Origin of the sequence: Methylobacterium sp. 77 (assembly GCF_000372825.1) — a bacterium.
Classification (GTDB): Bacteria; Pseudomonadota; Alphaproteobacteria; order Rhizobiales; family Beijerinckiaceae; genus Methylobacterium.
On sequence record NZ_KB910516.1, the window covers coordinates 4,255,501 to 4,273,247 of the forward strand.

At 67.0% G+C, this 17,747-nt stretch carries 14 protein-coding genes; 6 read left to right on the forward strand and 8 right to left on the reverse strand.

Features of this window, described 5'->3' with window-relative positions:
• Nucleotides 1-23: 23 nt before the first annotated feature.
• Complete coding sequence (locus A3OK_RS0120170) at nt 24-923, forward strand: DMT family transporter (protein WP_019906704.1); 900 nt, start codon at nt 24-26, stop codon at nt 921-923.
• 3 nt (nt 924-926) lie between these two features.
• Here the strand turns inward: A3OK_RS0120170 and A3OK_RS0120175 are convergent, their stop codons facing one another.
• From A3OK_RS0120175 to A3OK_RS0120190, 4 genes are all read right to left on the reverse strand, one after another.
• Nucleotides 927-2,198, reverse strand: a complete 1,272-nt coding sequence (locus tag A3OK_RS0120175) for a hemolysin family protein (RefSeq protein WP_019906705.1) — start codon at nt 2,196-2,198, stop codon at nt 927-929.
• A 125-nt stretch (nt 2,199-2,323) separates the two neighbouring features.
• A complete protein-coding gene (locus tag A3OK_RS0120180; protein WP_019906706.1) occupies nt 2,324-3,553 on the reverse strand; it encodes an MFS transporter in 1,230 nt (409 codons plus the stop codon).
• Between the two features lie 153 nt (nt 3,554-3,706).
• Nucleotides 3,707-5,743, reverse strand: coding sequence for an OmpA family protein (locus tag A3OK_RS0120185; RefSeq protein WP_026597465.1), 2,037 nt, complete (start codon nt 5,741-5,743; stop codon nt 3,707-3,709).
• A gap of 227 nt (nt 5,744-5,970) precedes the next feature.
• Nucleotides 5,971-6,999: a DUF2865 domain-containing protein gene (locus tag A3OK_RS0120190; RefSeq protein ID WP_019906709.1), complete on the reverse strand. Its 1,029-nt coding sequence runs from the start codon at nt 6,997-6,999 to the stop codon at nt 5,971-5,973.
• 148 nt (nt 7,000-7,147) lie between these two features.
• Here A3OK_RS0120190 and A3OK_RS0120195 point away from each other — a divergent pair, with 148 nt between their 5' ends.
• Nucleotides 7,148-7,678: a CreA family protein gene (locus tag A3OK_RS0120195; protein WP_026597466.1), complete on the forward strand. Its 531-nt coding sequence runs from the start codon at nt 7,148-7,150 to the stop codon at nt 7,676-7,678.
• Between the two features lie 50 nt (nt 7,679-7,728).
• Here A3OK_RS0120195 and A3OK_RS0120200 read toward each other — a convergent pair whose 3' ends face one another.
• Nucleotides 7,729-8,070 (reverse strand): hypothetical protein, encoded by a 342-nt coding sequence (locus A3OK_RS0120200; protein ID WP_026597467.1) that lies wholly within the window; start codon nt 8,068-8,070, stop codon nt 7,729-7,731.
• Nucleotides 8,071-8,421: 351 nt separating this feature from the next.
• Here A3OK_RS0120200 and cysS point away from each other — a divergent pair, with 351 nt between their 5' ends.
• Entirely contained in the window at nt 8,422-9,804 is a 1,383-nt protein-coding gene (gene cysS, locus A3OK_RS0120205; RefSeq protein WP_019906712.1) for a cysteine--tRNA ligase, read from the forward strand.
• Nucleotides 9,805-9,889: 85 nt separating this feature from the next.
• Here the strand turns inward: cysS and A3OK_RS0120210 are convergent, their stop codons facing one another.
• Nucleotides 9,890-12,439 (reverse strand): caspase family protein, encoded by a 2,550-nt coding sequence (locus A3OK_RS0120210; RefSeq protein WP_026597468.1) that lies wholly within the window; start codon nt 12,437-12,439, stop codon nt 9,890-9,892.
• Between the two features lie 214 nt (nt 12,440-12,653).
• On the opposite strand from A3OK_RS0120210, the gene A3OK_RS0120215 reads away from it, so the two are divergent.
• On the forward strand, nt 12,654-13,100 hold the full coding sequence (locus A3OK_RS0120215; protein WP_019906713.1) for a hypothetical protein: 447 nt from the start codon (nt 12,654-12,656) through the stop codon (nt 13,098-13,100).
• A 12-nt stretch (nt 13,101-13,112) separates the two neighbouring features.
• On the opposite strand, the gene A3OK_RS0120220 is transcribed toward A3OK_RS0120215, so the two are convergent.
• Complete coding sequence (locus tag A3OK_RS0120220) at nt 13,113-13,328, reverse strand: hypothetical protein (protein ID WP_019906714.1); 216 nt, start codon at nt 13,326-13,328, stop codon at nt 13,113-13,115.
• Nucleotides 13,329-13,647: 319 nt separating this feature from the next.
• A complete protein-coding gene (locus A3OK_RS23755; RefSeq protein ID WP_348625429.1) occupies nt 13,648-14,289 on the reverse strand; it encodes a helix-hairpin-helix domain-containing protein in 642 nt (213 codons plus the stop codon).
• Between the two features lie 196 nt (nt 14,290-14,485).
• Here A3OK_RS23755 and A3OK_RS0120230 point away from each other — a divergent pair, with 196 nt between their 5' ends.
• Together A3OK_RS0120230 and A3OK_RS0120235 are read left to right on the forward strand one after the other, a co-directional pair.
• Nucleotides 14,486-16,351 (forward strand): ABC transporter ATP-binding protein, encoded by a 1,866-nt coding sequence (locus A3OK_RS0120230; RefSeq protein WP_019906716.1) that lies wholly within the window; start codon nt 14,486-14,488, stop codon nt 16,349-16,351.
• A gap of 202 nt (nt 16,352-16,553) precedes the next feature.
• Nucleotides 16,554-17,687 carry an S-(hydroxymethyl)glutathione dehydrogenase/class III alcohol dehydrogenase gene (locus tag A3OK_RS0120235; protein ID WP_019906717.1) on the forward strand — a complete coding sequence of 378 codons (1,134 nt, stop codon included), beginning with the start codon at nt 16,554-16,556 and terminating at the stop codon, nt 17,685-17,687.
• The last annotated feature ends 60 nt before the right edge of the window (nt 17,688-17,747 follow it).

The window sequence follows — 17,747 nt, forward strand, 5'->3', positions numbered from 1 at the left end:
GAATTCCGGGACGGCACGAGACGATGAAACGGAGTACGGCGGGATGGGGCAGCGGCCTCCTCGGTGTGATCATCTTCAGCGCCTCGTTGCCGGCGACGCGGGTGGCGGTAGGCGGCTTTACGCCGATGTTCCTCACCTCGGCGCGGGCGGTGATCGCGGCGGTTCTCGGGGCGACGATGCTCCTCGCCCTGCGGCAGAGGCGGCCTGAAAGAACCGATCTCGCTTCGCTGGCGATCGTCGCGCTCGGGGTCGTGGTCGGCTTTCCGCTCCTGACCGCCCTGGCGCTCCAGCACATCACGGCGGCGCATTCCATCGTCTTCATCGGCCTCCTGCCCCTCGCCACGGCCGTCTTCGGCGTGATCCGGGGCGGAGAGCGGCCGAGCCCGGCCTTCTGGCTGTTCTCGGGGATCGGAAGCCTCACGGTCGCGGGCTTCGCCCTGTTCCAGAGCGGTGGCGGCTCGCTCACCGGCGATCTCCTGATGGTGGCGGCGATCCTGCTCTGCGGTCTCGGCTATGCCGAGGGGGCTACCCTGTCGCGCCGTCTCGGCGGCTGGCAGGTCATCTCCTGGGCGCTGGTCCTGTCCCTGCCGGTAATGGCCATCATCGCTCTCACCAGCCTGCCGTCGGCATGGAGCGGAATCGGCCTGCCGGCCTGGATCGGCCTCGCCTATGTCTCGGTCTTCAGCATGCTGGTCGGGTTCGTGTTCTGGTATCGCGGGCTGGCTTTGGGCGGCATCGCCGGTGTCGGCCAGCTGCAACTGCTCCAGCCGTTCTTCGGTCTGGCCCTGGCGGGGCTGCTCCTGCACGAGCCGATTGCGCCGGGTATGCTCGCCGTGACCGGTCTCGTCGTCCTCTGCGTAGCCGGAGCCAAGCGCTATACCCGGCCCGCGGTGCCGCGGAGGGCGGACAGGACCGGTCCGTGACGCTCAGGCGATCCGCGAGACCAGGATCTTGTCCACTCGGCGCCCGTCGAGATCGACCACCTCGAAGCGCCAGCCGGCGATGTCGCAGGTCTCGCCCGTCTCGGGCAGACGCTGCAGCTTGGCGATGACAAGGCCGGCGGCGGTCTCGTAGTCGCGGCTCGATTCGATCTTGATGCCAAGCTGGTCGGCCATCTCGTCCACCGGCATCCAGCCGGCGATGAGCCAGGACCCGTCCTGGCGCTGCACCGCCTCCGGCTCCTGGTCTTCCGAATGGAAGGCGCCGGCAATGGCATCGAGGATGTCGGCCGGCGTCACCAAGCCGTCGAAATGGCCGTACTCGTCGTGGACCAGCGCCATCGGAACTTCGGCCGCCTGCAGTGCGGTGAGCGCATCGAGGGCGTCGAGCGTGTCGGGCAGGACCGGGGCGCTGCGGATATAGGCGCGCAGGTCGAACCGCTCGTTCTCGATCAGCGCCTTGACGAGTTCGCGCACCTGCACGACTCCGAGCATATTGTCCGGGTTGCCTTCGCCGACCGGGATCCGCGAATGCGGGCTCGAGACCAGCATGGCGCGGATTTCCTCCGGTGCCTTGTCGAGGTCGATCCAATGCACATCCGTGCGCGGTGTCATGACGCCGCGCACGGCGCGGTCGCCGAGGCGCAGGACGCCGGCGATCATCTTGCGCTCGTCGGTCTCGATCACGCCCGCCGTCTCGGCCTCCGCGACGATGGTGCGGATCTCCTCTTCCGTCACCGCGCTGGCGCTGGACGCTTCCTGGCCGAGGATACGGAACACCGCGCGGGTCGAGGCGTCGAGGAGCCAGACGGCGGGAAGCGCGATCCGCGAGACCAGCCGCATCGGGCGGGCGACGAGGCAGGCGATGCCTTCCGGGTCGCGCAAAGCCACGTGTTTCGGCACGAGTTCGCCGATGATGACCGAAAGGTAGGTGATGGCGGCGATGACGAGTCCATAGCCGAGCGGGTCGGACACCGCCTTCGACAGACCGGCCTGGAACAGGATCTCGGTGAGCCTCTCGCCGAGCGCGGCACCCGATACGGCACCTGAGAGGATGCCGACGAGGGTGATCCCGATCTGGACGGCGGAGAGGAAGCGGCCGGGCTCTTCGGCCAATGCGAGAGCGGCGCGAGCGCCTGGGCGATGCGCATCGGCCATCGTGCGCAGACGCGATTTGCGCGACGAGACGACGGCCAGTTCGGACAGCGCGAAGGCGCCGTTGAGGGCAATCAGGGCAACGGCGACGGCGAGCTCGAACACGTTCGGTTCCGTAAGCCGGAGCCGCTTGGAGCAAGCGAGCCGGACTTCCTCTGCTGGCGGCGACGACTCGCCTGTTGTCCGGCTTTCGCCGACGAGCGCCTAGATGGGCCGTCGAGGCAGGCGGGTCAACGGTCGAGGTCGGGCGATGCCGCCGGGATGAGGGGCGGCAAGCGTGAAAGATGGAGCGCGATGGCAAGGGCGAGGCCATAGAGGCCGCCGAAGAACGCGACGACGCCCGTCCATCCCGCATGTTCGAAGAACCAGCCTCCGGCGGTCCCGAGGACCGATGAGCCGAGGTAATAGAGGCACAGATAGACGGAGGACGCCTGTGCCCGGTCGCGCAGGGCGCGCCGCCCGATCCATGAGCTCGCTACCGAGTGGGCGCCGAAGAAGCTCACCGTGACAACGATGATGCCGGCGATGATGAGCGGAAGGCGGTCCGAGAGCGTCATCAGAATTCCGACGAGCCCGAGGAGGATCGCGAGCCACAGCACTTTTCGCCGCCCCAGCCGGCTTGCGATCTCCCCGGTCGCCGCCGAGCTGAACGTGCCGGCGAGGTAGACCACGAAGATCGCGCCGATGGCGGTCTGGCTGAGGTTGTATGGCGGATCGAGCAGGCGGAAGCCGATGTAATTGTAGACGCTGACGAAGCCGCCCATGAGCAGGAACGCTTCCGCGAACAGCCAGGGCAGGCCGGGGTCGCGGAAATGCTGACCGAAGGTGCCGGGCACCTGGCGCCAGTGCATCCGGTTGGCGAGGAAGCGCCGCGAGGGCGGCAGACCCCGCCAGAACAGGATCGCGGCGAACAGCGCCAGGACGCCGATGGTCCCGAGTCCGACACGCCAGGAGGCGTGGTCGGTGATGATGCCCGCCAGCAGCCGCCCGACCATGCCGCCCATGGCGTTGCCACCGATGAGCAGCCCCATCGAGAGGCCGATGGCGCGGCCGTCCATCTCCTCGCTGAGATAGGCCATCGCGACGGCGGGCAGGCCGCTCGCCGCGAGCCCCGTCAATGCGCGCAGGGCCAGGAAGCCGTGCCAGCTCGGCACGATGACGGCGATGAGGGTAAGGATCGCGGAGGCGAAGAGCGACGCGACCATGATCGGCTTGCGGCCCCACACCTCGGAGAGCGGGCTGACCACGAGGAGTGCCAAAGCCAGCATCGCACAGGGGAGCGAGAGCGACAGGCTGCTCTCTGCCGGCGAGACATGGAATTGGTCTGCGAAGACCGGCATCAGCGGTTGTACGCCATAGAGTACGGCGAAGGTGGAGAACCCCGCCGCGAACAGGGCCAGCGTGGTCCGACGGAAGATCGGCGTCCCCGCCATGATCAGGCGGTCGCTGTCCTCGGCCATGCTCGCCATTCTCCTTGCTTGTCACGCTTGCAGAGCCGGCGAGGCGGCATCGTCGTTCGCTGGAATACTGGGGAAGCACGGAACGGCACGGGCCGCACCCCTCTTTCGAGACATGCGGCCCGTGACGTCACCTCAATTCGGTCTCTCGACCTCTCAGCGCGGCGGCGCCGAAGCTTCGCTCTGCTGCTGGATCAACGGCGTGATACGCCGCACCGTGACCCGGCGGTTCTCGCGCGATGCCTCCTGGGTGTTCACCTTCAGGGACTGCTCGCCATAGCCCTGAGTGGTCAGGTTCTCCGGCGGCACCTGGAAGTTCTGGCTGAGCACCGTCGCCACCGACTGGGCGCGACGATCGGAAAGCGACAGGTTGTCGACCTCGCTGCCCACCGCATCGGTGTAGCCCTCGATCAGGAACACTTCCTGCGGGTTGGCCTTCACCGCCTGGTTGATCGCGGCCGCGATATTGCCGAGCCGTGATGCCTGGTCCTGCGTCACGTCGAACGAACCCGTATCGAAGGTGATCGTGTCGATGTCGACGCTGCGCATCCGGGCCCGGAGCTGCGGGCTGTAGCGGACCTGATCGAGGGTGTAGCGCCGGTCGATTGCCGTCACCGGTGGCGCCGACAGGGCCTCGTAGACCTGGCGCTCGTCCGCGCCGTCGTAATTGACGACGTAGCGATCGCGCGGGATGCGGATGTCCGGCGGCGGCAGATCGACCACATCCTCATAGATCGGACGCTGCGGACCGCCGAAGCCGTTGTCGATGATCACGACCTCGCGGCCGTCGCGGAAGCGGCGCGAGCGACGGACGAGACGACCGTCGTCGTCCACCACCGTCACGATCTGGATACCGCCCGGACGGTCGAGATAGGTGATCGTGTCGCCACCACGGCGCTCGCTGCGGTAGGCGCCGCGATCGAGATAGCGGAAGCGCTCGTTCTCGTCGTGTCGGATGAAGTAGTTGTCGCGGTCGCGCACGATGATGCGACCCGGCTCGCGGATGTAGGTCCGGCCACCCTCGTTGAACTCCCGGCGGTCGCGACGGACCTCGTCGTAGCTGCGGACGTCGTTGCCACGGAAGCCACCCTCGACATAGCCGGGACGACCCGGCCGGTTGAAGCTGTCGCGGCGATCACGCTCGTCCTTGCGCTCGAAGGCCTCCCGCCGCTCGCGGTCGCGACGGTCGATCTCTCCGCGCCGCTCCGGATCGGCACCTGCCGGAGCGCCGGGGGACCGGTCGGTCGTCGTCGGGCCGGTAAAGACGCCCGGCTTGTTCTCATCCGCACCGCGCTTCTCGTCACGGCGATCGGTCTTGTCCTGAGCCTGACCCGGCGGGACGAACGGCTTTCCCGGGACGCCGGGACGGGCGTTGGGAGCCGGCTTAGTGTCGGGCGACTTAGTGTCGGGCGACTTGGTGTCTGGAGATTTTGCGTCCGGCGAAGCGGCCGGGTTATCGCGGCGGGCGGGATCGGCCTTGTCGTTCCGATCGGGCCTGTTCTCGCGATCCGGCTTGTCACCACGCTCGGGCTTGTCACCACGATCCGGCTTGTCACCACGCTCGGGCTTGGCGCTTCTATCCGGCTTGTCGCTGCGGTCAGGCTTTTCAGCCCTGTCAGGCTTCTCGGTACGGTCGGGCTTTTCGCTCCGATCGGGGCGAGCGGGGGCCGCATCGCGATCGGGAGCCGCCGGGCCGCGCTCGCGAGCGGACGGGACATCCTTCTGCGCAGGCTTCGCGGCCGGCGCCTCAGGGGTACGCTCACGGGCAGCCGGAGGCGTCGGCCGCTCGACAGGCGCACGGTCGGGTTTTTCCGCACGCTCAGGGCGATCGGGACGTTCCGGCCGCGCCGGGCGTTCCGCCGGAGCGCGCTCTTCGCGAGCCGGAGCTGGCTGCTGGCGCGGTTCCGGTCGTTCGGGTCGTTCTGCCCTTTCGGGGCGCTCGGCGCGTTCCGGCCGCTCTGCTCGCTCCGGACGTTCCGCCCTTTCCGGGCGCTCGGCTCTTTCCGGTTTGGCTGCGCCGCCGCGAGGACCGTCACCACCTCCGCGCGGATCACCGCGCTCGGCGCCAGGACCGGCCTGCGCCAGCAACATCGTGCCCGGTTCGCTTTTGTCCGGTCTCGCCGATAGCGGCCCCGAAAGGACAAGAGCCGGCAGCATCGTACCGGTCAGGAAGAGCAGGCGGGTGGTCCGCATCGATGGTCACTCACAAACGTTGATGAGGCCATCGGAACCGAATGGAGCCGAGATGGTTCCGAATTCATTCCCGATACGTCCGCCCGCCACCGCATAACCGGGACCGGCAGCAACCGTTGGGAGAATATAAAGTCTTTCGCTGTCAGTCGGTTACGCGAATGCAGCGAGGGACTTGAAGGAAATCGCGGACGGATCCCCGATTTTCGTCCGCCAGTCCGTGATGGTCGTCAGGGTGCGGCGACCCGGGCCGGCACGGCGATCATGCCCGGTGCGATGATGCGGACGCTCGGGCGCTCGTCTTTGCCCGCCGCCGCCGGGATGGCACTCATCGCGGCATCGGCGGTTGCTCCATCGCGAACCACGCCCGCTTCGGATACGACGGCGCCAATTCGGCTCGCCGCATCGGCGGCCAGGACGGCCGCGGTCTTGTCGGCACGTCCCGCAAGGGTGACGCGCACCTTCGGCCGCGACATCGCCTCGGCCTGCATCGGCGTGACGAAGATGTCGCCCTTGTGCCGGACCAGCATGCTCTCTGCTTTCACCAGGGATTGCGCCCAGGTCTGGTTGGCCTTCTTGCACGAGCAATCCGGCGTGAAGCTCTTCTGAAACTTGAACGCGTTGGCGAGCGAGACATAGGCCCGGCTGCCTTTGACCGACGCGGCCTGTTTGAGGCCTTCGTCGCCGTACGGCATCGAATAGGCCACCGCCTCCGTGCCGGGGCACAATGCCTGACACAGGTCGTTGGCGCCTTCGCGCCCCTCGGGCAGGTTGTTCATCGGAAAATACGCGCCGTCACAGGTTCTGACGCAGACCACCTGCGGTCCACCCCGTCCACGCTGCTCGGCGACGGCTCCATCGACGAGTCTGGGGGCGGTATCGGCGCAAGCGGACGCGATGGCGGCATTGAGCTGGCGGCGGCGGGCGGCCGTGACCTCGCCGTTGTCGGCCCCGTATCCGGCCTGCAATGCCCGGATGCGCTGCTCGACCGCTCCGCATTGCGGAGGCCGCGAATCGAAGAAGAGGAACTTGCCGCCCTCGCAGCTGAGGGTGCGATAATAAGCCTCCAGCCTTCCGATCTCATTCTGGAGCGCGCGGGCCGTGTTGGCGCCGTCGCTCAGATTGGCGAGTTCGTAGCGGTATCGCTGGCACTGGCCGCTGGGCGCCTGCGCCTGCACGGCTGTCCCGAACGCGATGGCGGCCATGGCGGCGCCGAGCGTTGCGACGAGCTTGCGGATCTGTGGGAGGATCAGCGGCATGGCCTGTCAGAAACGGGTGTGAAGCTTTGCGGTTCCGGCCCTCGGATAGGGTGCGGAACAATACATTGGCAATGGCTGTCTAACCGCCCTCGCCGAGGGGCGACAGTGTTCCCACATGCCCTTCGGCAAACTTGAGGGGAATGGTGTGATGATGTGGCTTCGTAGTCTCACAGGTCGGACAGTGGCGGCGGGTCTGGCGGCGCTCGTGGTGGGCGGGACGGTGGCTCGCGCCGACGACGCGGACCGGATTTTCGACAAATCCACCGTGTGGCGCCCGCTCACCCCCAACGACAAGCTCGTGGTCTACGGCATCGACGATCCCGAGGTCGGCGGTGTCGCCTGTTGGTACACCCAGCCCGAGAAGGGCGGGATCAAGGGCACGCTCGGTTTCGCCGAGGACGTGTCCGATATCTCGCTCGCTTGCCGCCAGGTCGGCCCGGTCCAGTTCAAGGACAAATTCAAACAGGGCGAGGTCGTGTTCAGCGAGCGGCGGTCGCTGATCTTCAAGTCGATGCAGATCGTCCGCGGCTGCGACGCCAAGCGCAACACGCTGATCTACATGGTCTATTCCGACAAGGTCATCCAGGGCTCGCCCAAGAACTCCACCTCGGCGGTGCCGCTGATGCCGTGGGGCGCCGGCGATGCGCCACCCCGCTGCGGCGACTTCGTCAAAGGCTGACCCGCAGGCGGCGCCTACGCGACGACCGGTCCGCTTCACACGCTGGGCGTTCAATCCCTGCAGGTGATGCGGATCGGTGCCTCTGTGGGCTTCGACACCGGCACCTGATCGATCGCGCCGGTATATTCGTCGGCGGCGGCCACGCCGAAGGAGCCGGCCACGGCGAAGCCCTGGGCCTCGCACCAGGCATCCGCCACCACCTGTCCGCACGATCCGCTGCCTGCCGCCAAGCACTCGCCGACGCCGTAGCCCTCGCTGGCGGGGATCAGGAAGGTCTTCTCGACCTGACCCGGTGCACTCGCGGGGATCTCGCCGTCATCGACGGCCAGAGCGGCGGAGGAAATGAGGGCGAAGGCGCAGAGAGCGCCGAGACCGGCAGCCGAGCGTCGCATGGGCATGACCTTACAGGCAGACTTCACGGAGAGGAGGATTCGCGTTCTGGAAAATCTCGGCTGCGTCGGTAAACAAACCCTTTCCGGGATGTCGCGACGTTGATCGAAACTCGTCCGGCGGCGTTCTCGAATTCATCACCGTTTTGGGTTAGCGCAGTTGGTCGGAAGGGTCCGTCGCCTCCGTGCAACACGGACGGTGCTTGGCATCCGGCCTATCCGGTCACCGCGATTCCGGGGCAATCCCCTCGCGAATCGCAAAACGTGATCGGTTCTCGGAGTTTAGGGCATGGGGACCGGCGGCATCCGCGATGAGCGGCGCGGTCCCGGGCCAGGGTCACGAAAGACGGTTTCATGGCGCCGATGTTGCGGCTCTACAACACGCTGACCCGGGAGAAGGCGCCGTTCGCGCCGATCGATCCGACGCATGTGCGGATGTATGCCTGCGGGCCGACGGTCTACGACGCCGCTCATATCGGCAATGCCCGGCCGATCATCGTGTTCGATCTGCTGTTCCGTTTGCTGCGCCATCTCTACGGTGAGGCGTCCGTCACCTATGCCCGCAACGTCACGGACGTGGATGACAAGATCAACGCCCGCGCGACGGAACGCGGCATCACCATCCGCGAGCTCACCGACGGAACCCTGAGCGCCTTTCACGGCGACATCCGCGATCTCGGCGTGCTGATGGCCGAGGACGTGAACGTGGCGGGCGAGCGCCCGCGCTTCGTCGAGCCCCGTGCCACCGACCATATTTCCGAGATGCATGCGATCATCGAGGGGCTCGTGGCGTCGGGTCATGCCTACGTCGCGGAAGGCCACGTGCTGTTCGACGTGCCGTCGATGCCGGATTACGGCGCGCTCTCGAAGCGGCCGCTCGACGAAATGGAGGCCGGCGCGCGGGTGGAGGTCGCCCCCTACAAGCGCTCGCCGCTCGACTTCGTCCTGTGGAAGCCATCGAAGCTCGGCGAGCCGTCATGGCCTTCGCCGGCCGGCATCGCCGAACCGGGGCGGCCGGGCTGGCACATCGAGTGCTCGGCGATGTCGTGGAAGCATCTGGGCAAGACCTTCGACATCCATGCCGGCGGAATCGACCTGATCTTCCCCCATCACGAGAACGAAGTCGCCCAGTCGCGCTGCTGCTTCTCCACGGACGTGATGGCCAATGTCTGGCTCCATAACGGCTTCCTCCAGGTGGAGGGCCAGAAGATGTCCAAGTCGCTCGGTAATTTCATCACGCTGCGCGAGGTGCTGAAGGACTGGCCCGGCGAGGTCGTGCGTCTGGCGATGCTGAAAACGCATTATCGCCAGCCGATCGACTGGACCGTTCGTGGGCTGGAGGAAGCGGCGCGGATGATCGATCGCTGGTACGGCATCGTCGGCGATGTGGCTGCCGGTTCGGACGTCCCGGCCTCGGTGCTCGAACCGCTGCTCGACGATCTCAACACCGCCGCGGCGCTCGCCGAACTGCACCGCCTCGACGAGCCGGCCTCGCTGAAGGCCGGGGCGGGTCTGCTCGGGCTGCTCGGACGGACGAAGTCCGCGAGAGAAGACAGCGCCATCATCGCCGCCGGCGTCGACGTCGCGGCGGTGGCAGCGGCGATCGAGGCACGCCGCGCCGCCCGCGCAGCCAAGGACTGGCCCGCATCGGACCGCGCACGCGATGCGCTCACCGCCATGGGTGTCACCGTGAAGGACAACAAGGACGGCACGACCAGCTGGACGGTGTCCAAGTAATCGCTCACTCGGATCGTCAGCCTGGCCGCCGTCCGAGAATGCCTGTCGATCGGGCCTCCGTTAGCCTGTTCTTCGATGCTTCTCGTCAGCGGCAGGGCCGGCCGGGGTGGCAATTTGGATTGCCCCCTGAGGCGGGTGCCTGCCTTGGCTGGCGCGGAGCGGCCTGCTGCTGTTGCATCATCTGCTGACGCTGGGCAGCCTGTTGCTGTTGCATCATCTGCTGCTGGGCCTGCGCCTGCTGGCGTTGTGCTGCCTGTTGAGCCTGCATCTGCTGACGCTGCTGCATCTGCTGACGCTGCTGCATCTGTTGTTGGGCCTGCATCTGCTGCCGTTGAGCGGATTGCTGCTCCATCTGCATGCGCTGCTGCTGCCGTGCCTCCTGCATCTGCTGGCGTTGCATGGTCTGTTGCTGGGCCTGACCCTGTTGGCGCCGGGCCGCCTGTTGCTGCTCCATCTGCATGCGCTGTTGCTGACGGGCTTCCTGCGCCTGAAGCCGATGCTGCTGACGCGGCATGGCTTCGGCGGCATCGGTTCCGCCGCTGCGCTGCTGTCCCGATGCTTCGCGATTGGAGTTGGTCGGCTCCGGGCGGACGCGTTCGGAGCCGTTCCGCTCGAATCCGGGTCGGCCGGAATGTCGGGCGTCCCGAACGGCGTCGCGTGAACGCTCGTCTCCGGGTTGATCGACGTTAGGCCGCAGGCCCGGCCTTTCGGGTCGGCCCTCGGCAGCGCGGGTGGCGTCCCGACGCTCGATCCGTTCACGGCGCAAGGCGGCGCGATCGGTCGGATCGCCGATGCCGCGCCCCGCTTTGGGCTCGTTCGGGTCGGCTGGACCTCTGCGATCCACTCCCGCTTTCCGCTCCGGTCCGCTCCTGGGATCCGTCGCGGTCCTGTCCGTACCGGCTTTGCGATCCGCCGCGTCACCCGGCTGGCGGGTATTGCCGATGGCTCGCGGATCGGAACGCCCGGCGGCGCGTGAGGCAGGCTCGCTCACCCCCGGAAGGGGCCGGCCGACGCGCGGATCGTTCGGCCGGTCGTCGCGGGTGCCGGGCGGCATTCCAGGCCGATCGCGGCGGAATCCTTCGCCGTTGCGGCCGGCGCGGTGGGACAACGAGGGCGGCAGTGCCACGCGTGCCGCCAGAGCCGCGGCACCGAGCGCCGCGGCGCCGCCCACCACCTGAGCGGCCGAGGGACCGCGAGGCCGCTCGATGACGCGCCGATTGATCTCGTTGATCACCACCGTGTTGTGGATGTTCTGGTAGATGACGTTGTCGGGCGGCGCCACGATGTAGGCAGGGGCGACCACATAGGCCGGCACCGGCACGAAGGCTGGAACCGGAAGCGCGAACAGTTCCTCCTCCGGCGGTGGGGGAGCGATGTCGACGATGTAGGCCGGGCGCGGCGCCAGCAGACCGAGGGGCGGGGGCGCCAGGCCGTAGGCAGGGTCGTCGAACGCCAGGACCGGTCCACCGAAATAGACCTCTTCCTCGGGGGGCGGCGGAGGCAGGTCGAAGGAGAGCGCAGTGAAGGCCTCGGGTGGCCTCGGAGGGGCGGAGAGCCGGGCGAGGCGCCGCCGAGCATCCGCCGCGTGCGGTCCGCGCGGATAGCGCGACAGATACGACCAGTAGGCGTCCTGCGTGCCCGCCGACCAGGCGCGGCGCCAAGTCAGCGCCTCGCGTCGCGCGGCCACGATGGCGCGCACGCGTTTGGCCATCGGATCGTCGGGATAGGCACCGAGAAAGTCCTGGTAGCCCTGCATCGTGTCGCGTTCGACCGCCACCGCGTAGGCGTCCCGACCGCCGATGTCGCGCAGAGGGCGATCGCGCAGCGCCGCGATCTGCTCGGCCTTTTCCTCGGCGGGCGCATCGGCATTGCGTTCGAAGAAGACGAACGGCACTTCGATCCTGGCATCGTCCCAGGGCATCGCCCCTCCCTTGGTGGTCTCGTTCACCCGCAGGCGCACCCGGTCGAAGAGCGGCGCGGGTTGCAGGCCGCCTTCGCGGATCATCTCGACGAGGGCCTGCGCATAGGCGCCGTAGGCTCCCGTCTCGGGAGGCGCGACGGTGCCGGGCGCGGCATTGTAGGCGATGAGGCTACCCGGCTCGGATTCGACCAGGGCGAGACCGCCCGCGAGCGGTTCCCCGGTCTTCACGAACGGGTTGGCGCGGGCCGCATCGAGCACGACGAACCGCGCCTTCAGCGGCACGGTGGACAGGCGCTTGATGTAGTCGGAGACGCGCAGGGCCGCGACCGGGACGTCGACGGCGCTGGGAATGCGGGCATCCACCGGCGCGAAGAAGGTCTCGCCCTCGAGCTGAAGTCCGTAACCTGCGAGGTAGACGAAGGCGACGGTATCCGGCCCGGAGCCCGCAGCCTTGTCGAGGAAGTCACGCAACGCCCGGCGCAAGGATTCCTCGTCGAGGTCGCGGGCGCCCACCACGTCGAAACCCGCGGCCTGAAGCGTCTGCGCGATGAGCCCGGCATCGTTGGCCGAGGTCGCGATCGGCGCGCCTTCATAGGCAGCGTTGCCGACGACTAGGGCGATGCGCTTCTCCGATTGCTGCGCGCTCGCCGGCATCGATGCCAGAAACACACTCACCAGAGCAGCCACGAGGGCGACGAGACGTGACAGGACCATTGCCGAGGATCTCCGTCCCCACGGGCGGCGTAGAACGGCCCCATGGAAAGCATCGGACACGATCGGTCGCACACTCGGCGAGAATTGTGGAGTCGTCCATAGCCGTCCAACATGGACGATCAGACGTCGATGCTACTCAATCCTCCACCGTCGCCGGATCGGCATGGAGGCCGGAGGCATCGGGAAAGCACGGAACAGGGAGGAAGGAGAGCAAATGAAGTCAGTCTCGATGACGATGGCCGTGTGTTTCGCTCAGCTATGGTCGAGCGGTGCTTTGGCTCGGAACGACGGCGCGTCGGAAGCCGAACCGGCACCGATCTCCAAGGCGTCTCAGCTTCCGAAATCCGTCGGAACGTGTTCGCGGACGACCATCACCGAGATCGGCGACCGTTTCGGGGGAGCCATCACCGGCGCCGGCAAGTCGGACGCCGCGAGTGGTACGGCCGTATCCTACGCCAATGGCGGCTACCAGATTTCCTATTCCCGGATCGCCGCGCTCGAGCGCTCGAAGGTGGGAGACGCGGTGATGGTGTGCCTCGTCTCCGTGCCGAAGGATTGCCCGAAGGGCGACGATCGCGGACGGGTCTACACCACCACCAACCTGCGTTCGGGAGATGTCTGGTCGATGCCGGATTCCCAGCACATGTGCGGCGGGGCCTGATGGCTCCGCTGATTACTGCTTCGAGCGATTGACGAGGGCCTGGAGCGTCCTCGCCACGGCCTCTGTGACGTTCTTGCGGTACTTCTTATGAACGAGTTGGCCGTTGTGATAGATGTCGTGCTCCACGTAGAGCCGCTCACCGTCCCACCGCACCACGTTGTCGGTCTCCGAGGTCTCCGTCACCCCGAGATCGTCGCGCAGGGTGATGTTGCTGGGTTGTGTCAACATATCGGGTCCTTTCAATCGTTGGTGGAGCGAAGGGCGTTCGCTAAGCGGCCTGCTCCCATAGGCGGAAGAGGACAAGGCCGCCGCGACGTGAGCCTCTCAGGAAAAGTCCGGTTCACGCCGAAAGGCCGGGATAGGTGAGACCGGAATAGGCCCTGTCGAGCCTGCTCGGCACGCGCGTGATTCACCTGGCGGACGCGGATGATGTCCCTGGTGGCGGATTGCATGGCTCTCGCCTTCCGTCGTTCTTCCACGCGATCTTAAAGAGGGGGCGCGCCCGATACCAGTGCGAAGCCTACATCGCTCGCCCGACGTCAGTCTCTCAATGGACGGCGACCTGGTTCTTGATCCGGTCATAGGTCGATCGGCTGAGGACGCGTTTCGACAGAAGCTGATCCACCGAGGCGTAGGGCCGACGCTGGGCGATCGCCCGCCCGATCATGCCGCCGCCCTTGAGGCCGTTGAGCTCCGCGAGCGATCCGGTGTTGAGATCCACCACGGAGACCGCTGCCGGCCCGGCCGTGTCGGCCGCATTCTCGACGGCCCGCTGCGTCTCGGTCTGAGCCGACTGCAGGGGAGGGCTCTGCGCAAGTGGCGCCGTGGGGCCGCCCGAGGGGACGGGAGCCGGGCTGAGTGCGGCATTCGCCTGTCCTTCCGGCAGGGTCGGTGGAGCAGCCGGTCGCGATAGCGGTCGGATCGGCGAAGGTGGCAGGATGGGTTGTGGTGCGGGCGAAGGCTGAGCCGATGCCGACGGTTGCGGAGCAGGTTGAGTGGTGGGCGCCGGCTCGCTGCGGCGCTCAGGCACCGCCTGCGCGGATCTCATCGGGTCGGGCTTCGGTGCTGTGGACTTGGCAGGATCGGTACGTTGCACCTGCGGGGCAGGCACGGGATCCTCGCCGCCATAAGGCCAGAAGGCCTGGACCAGGCCTGCAAGCGCCGCCGCCACGACGAAAAGAACGACCACTCGCAGAAGAGTCGAACCGCTGAGCATCGAACCCGCCTAACGCACACTATGCGGGTCGCACGTTAACATGGGAAACAAAGCAAAGTCTTGGCATCAAACCGAATGTCCTCAGGCACCTGCGACAGCAAAAGTCCTGCGAAAAACGTACTGAAGGACGCATCGACGAACCGCACCGGTCCCGGCATGGTCCGCCGCGATGACCACAAACTCCCCGTTCCCCTCTCTGAACCGGTTCGTCGTCGAGCGTCTGGGCGCGCTGCGCTACCTGCCGGCCTTGTTCCGCATCGTCTATGCCGCCAGCCCGCGCCTGCTGATGACGAGCGTCGCCTTGCGCCTCGTCCGAGCGAGTCTGCCGGTGCTGATGCTGTATCTCGCCAAGCTCATCCTCGATGCCATCGTCGCCGAGCATGCCCGGCCGCATCCGGCCGGAACAGAACTCGATGGCTGGCTCACGGACCCTGCTCTCAGCCGTCTGGCCGGTCTCGTCGCGCTCGAACTCGGCCTCGCCATCCTGTCCGACCTGATGGGGCGGCTGAGCACCCTCGTCGACGGATTGGTCGCGGACCTCTACGCGAACGCCGCCACCCTCCGGTTGATGCGCCATGCCGCCGCCCTCGACCTCGAACAATTCGAGGACAGCGCCCAGCAGGACCGGCTGGAACGCGCGCGCCGTCAGGTCACCGGACGCTCCAACCTGCTGTTTCAGCTCTTCGGACAGGGGCAGGACCTGATCACGCTCGTCTCCTTCGGGATCGGTCTGGCAGCCTACGCCCCCTGGCTGATCCTGCTGCTGGCCGGCTCCCTCGTCCCGGCCTTCCTGAACGAACTCTACTTCAACCGGCAGGGCTACCGCCTGGCCTGGACCCGCACGCCCGAGCGGCGCCAGATCGATTATCTGCGCTATCTCGGCGCCAGCGTGGAATCGGCCAAGGAGGTCAAGCTCTTCGGTCTCAACGGCTACATCGCCGAGCGCTACCGGGCTCTGGCGATCAAGCTCCTTGCCGACAACCGGGCCCTCGCCATCCGCCGCGCCGGCTGGGGCGGCGCTTTCGCGGCGCTCGGAACGCTCGCCTATTACGCGGCCTACGCGACGATCGTCTGGCGCACTGTGGCGGGAGCCTTCTCCATCGGCGACCTCGCTTTCCTCGCCGGCTCGTTCCAGCGCCTGCGCGGCCTGATCGAGGGCCTGCTGCTCGGCTTCTCGCAGATCTCGTCGCAGGCGCAGTATCTCGAAGACCTGTTCTCGTTCTTCGAGGTCGTGCCCCGCATCCGTTCGCCGGAGCGCCCGGTGCCGTTCCCGCAGCCGATCACCCACGGCATCGTCTTCGAGGATGTCGGGTTCCGCTATCCCGGCACCGAGACATGGGCGGTCCGCGGCTTGAGCTTCCACCTCGCCGCCGGGGAGGTGCTGGCGCTGGTGGGCGAGAACGGGGCCGGCAAGACCACCATCGTCAAGCTCCTGACCCGGCTCTACGACCCCACCGAGGGCCGCGTGCTGCTCGATGGTCGCCCGCTCTCGGATTACGATCTCGATGACCTGCGCGCCCGAATCGGTGTGATCTTCCAGGATTTCGTGCGCTTCGATTTCACCGCCGCCGAGAACGTCGCCGTCGGCCGCATCGACGAGCGTGACGATGCCGACCGGATCGCCCGCGCCGCCGGGCGCAGTCTCGCCGACGGCGTCATCGGACGCTTGCCGCTGGGCTACGACCAACCGCTCGGCAAGCGCTTCGCCGACGGCGTCGATCTCTCGGGCGGCGAGTGGCAGAAGATCGCCCTCAGCCGGGCCTACATGCGCGAGGCCGAGATCCTCATCCTCGACGAGCCCACCGCCGCCCTCGATGCCCGTGCCGAATTCGAGGTGTTCCAGCGCTTTCGCGATCTCAGTCGCGGCCGCAGTTGCGTGCTGATCTCGCACCGCTTCTCCACGGTGCGCATGGCCGATCGTATCCTCGTCCTCGCCGGCGGAAAGGTCGTCGAGGCCGGAACCCACGCGGAGCTACAGGCCAGGGGCGGGCGCTACGCGGAGCTGTTCGAGCTGCAGGCCGCCGGCTATCGTTGAGGTGCGATCCGGTATGCTCCCACGACAACACAGCCGAGGGGGAGCCGATACGATGCCCCGAAGCCGTTGCATCTCGTCGCCAGAACCATCATCACACCATCCAGATTCTCGGGCCGTTCGGCTCGCCCTCCCATGGATGAGGCGAAGCGAAGAGTCGGCAGTTCGACGCCGTCCGTGATCGTCCAGACATGAGAATAACACTATGAAGACGCGCGCTGCGGTCGCGTGGGAGGCCAAGAAGCCTCTCACCATCGAGACCATCGACATCGAAGGACCCAAGGCCGGCGAAGTTCTCATCGAACTGATGGCCACCGGCATCTGCCACACCGACGCCTACACCCTGTCGGGCCTCGACTCAGAGGGCAAGTTCCCGGCGATCCTCGGCCACGAGGGCGCGGGCATCGTCCGCGAGGTCGGCGCTGGCGTGACCACGCTGAAGCCCGGCGACCACGTCATCCCGCTCTACACGCCGGAATGCCGCAACTGTAAATCCTGCCTGTCGCAGCGGACCAATCTCTGCACTGCGATCCGGGCGACGCAAGGTCAGGGAGTGATGCCCGACGGCACGAGCCGCTTCTCCTGCGTCTCCACCGGCGGCAGCCCAGGCCCGAATTCGATCTTCCACTACATGGGCTGCTCGACCTTCTCGAACTTCACCGTCCTTCCCGCGATCGCGCTGGCGAAGATCCGCGAAGACGCGCCCTTCGACAAGATCTGCTACATCGGCTGCGGCGTCACCACCGGCATCGGCGCGGTGATCTACACCGCCAAGGTCTGGCCCGGTGCCAACGTCGTGGTGTTCGGCCTCGGCGGCATCGGCCTCAACGTGCTCCAGGCCGCCCGGATGGTCGGTGCCGACAAGATCATTGGCGTCGACATCAACCCGGACAAGCAGGAGATGGCGCGCAAGTTCGGCATGACCCACTTCATCAACCCGAAGGAGGTCGGCAACGATCACGTCGTCCAGGCGATCCTCGACGTGACGGGCGGCGGAGCGGATTTTTCGTTCGACTGCACCGGCAACGTCAACGTCATGCGCCAGGCACTCGAATGCTGCCATCGCGGCTGGGGTGAATCCATCGTCATCGGCGTGGCGGAAGCCGGCCGCGAGATCTCGACCCGTCCGTTCCAGCTCGTCACCGGCCGTGTCTGGAAGGGCTCGGCCTTCGGCGGCGCCCGTGGCCGCACCGACGTGCCGAAGATCGTCGACTGGTACATGGAGGGCAAGATCAACATCGACGATCTGATCACCCACACCATGCCGCTGGAAGACATCAATCACGGCTTCGACCTGATGCATGAAGGCAAGTCGATCCGGTCGGTCGTCATCTACTAAGGCGATCCCATCGATCCAACGTGAGTTTTCCCTCCCCACTCGGTGGGAGGGGAGACCCGT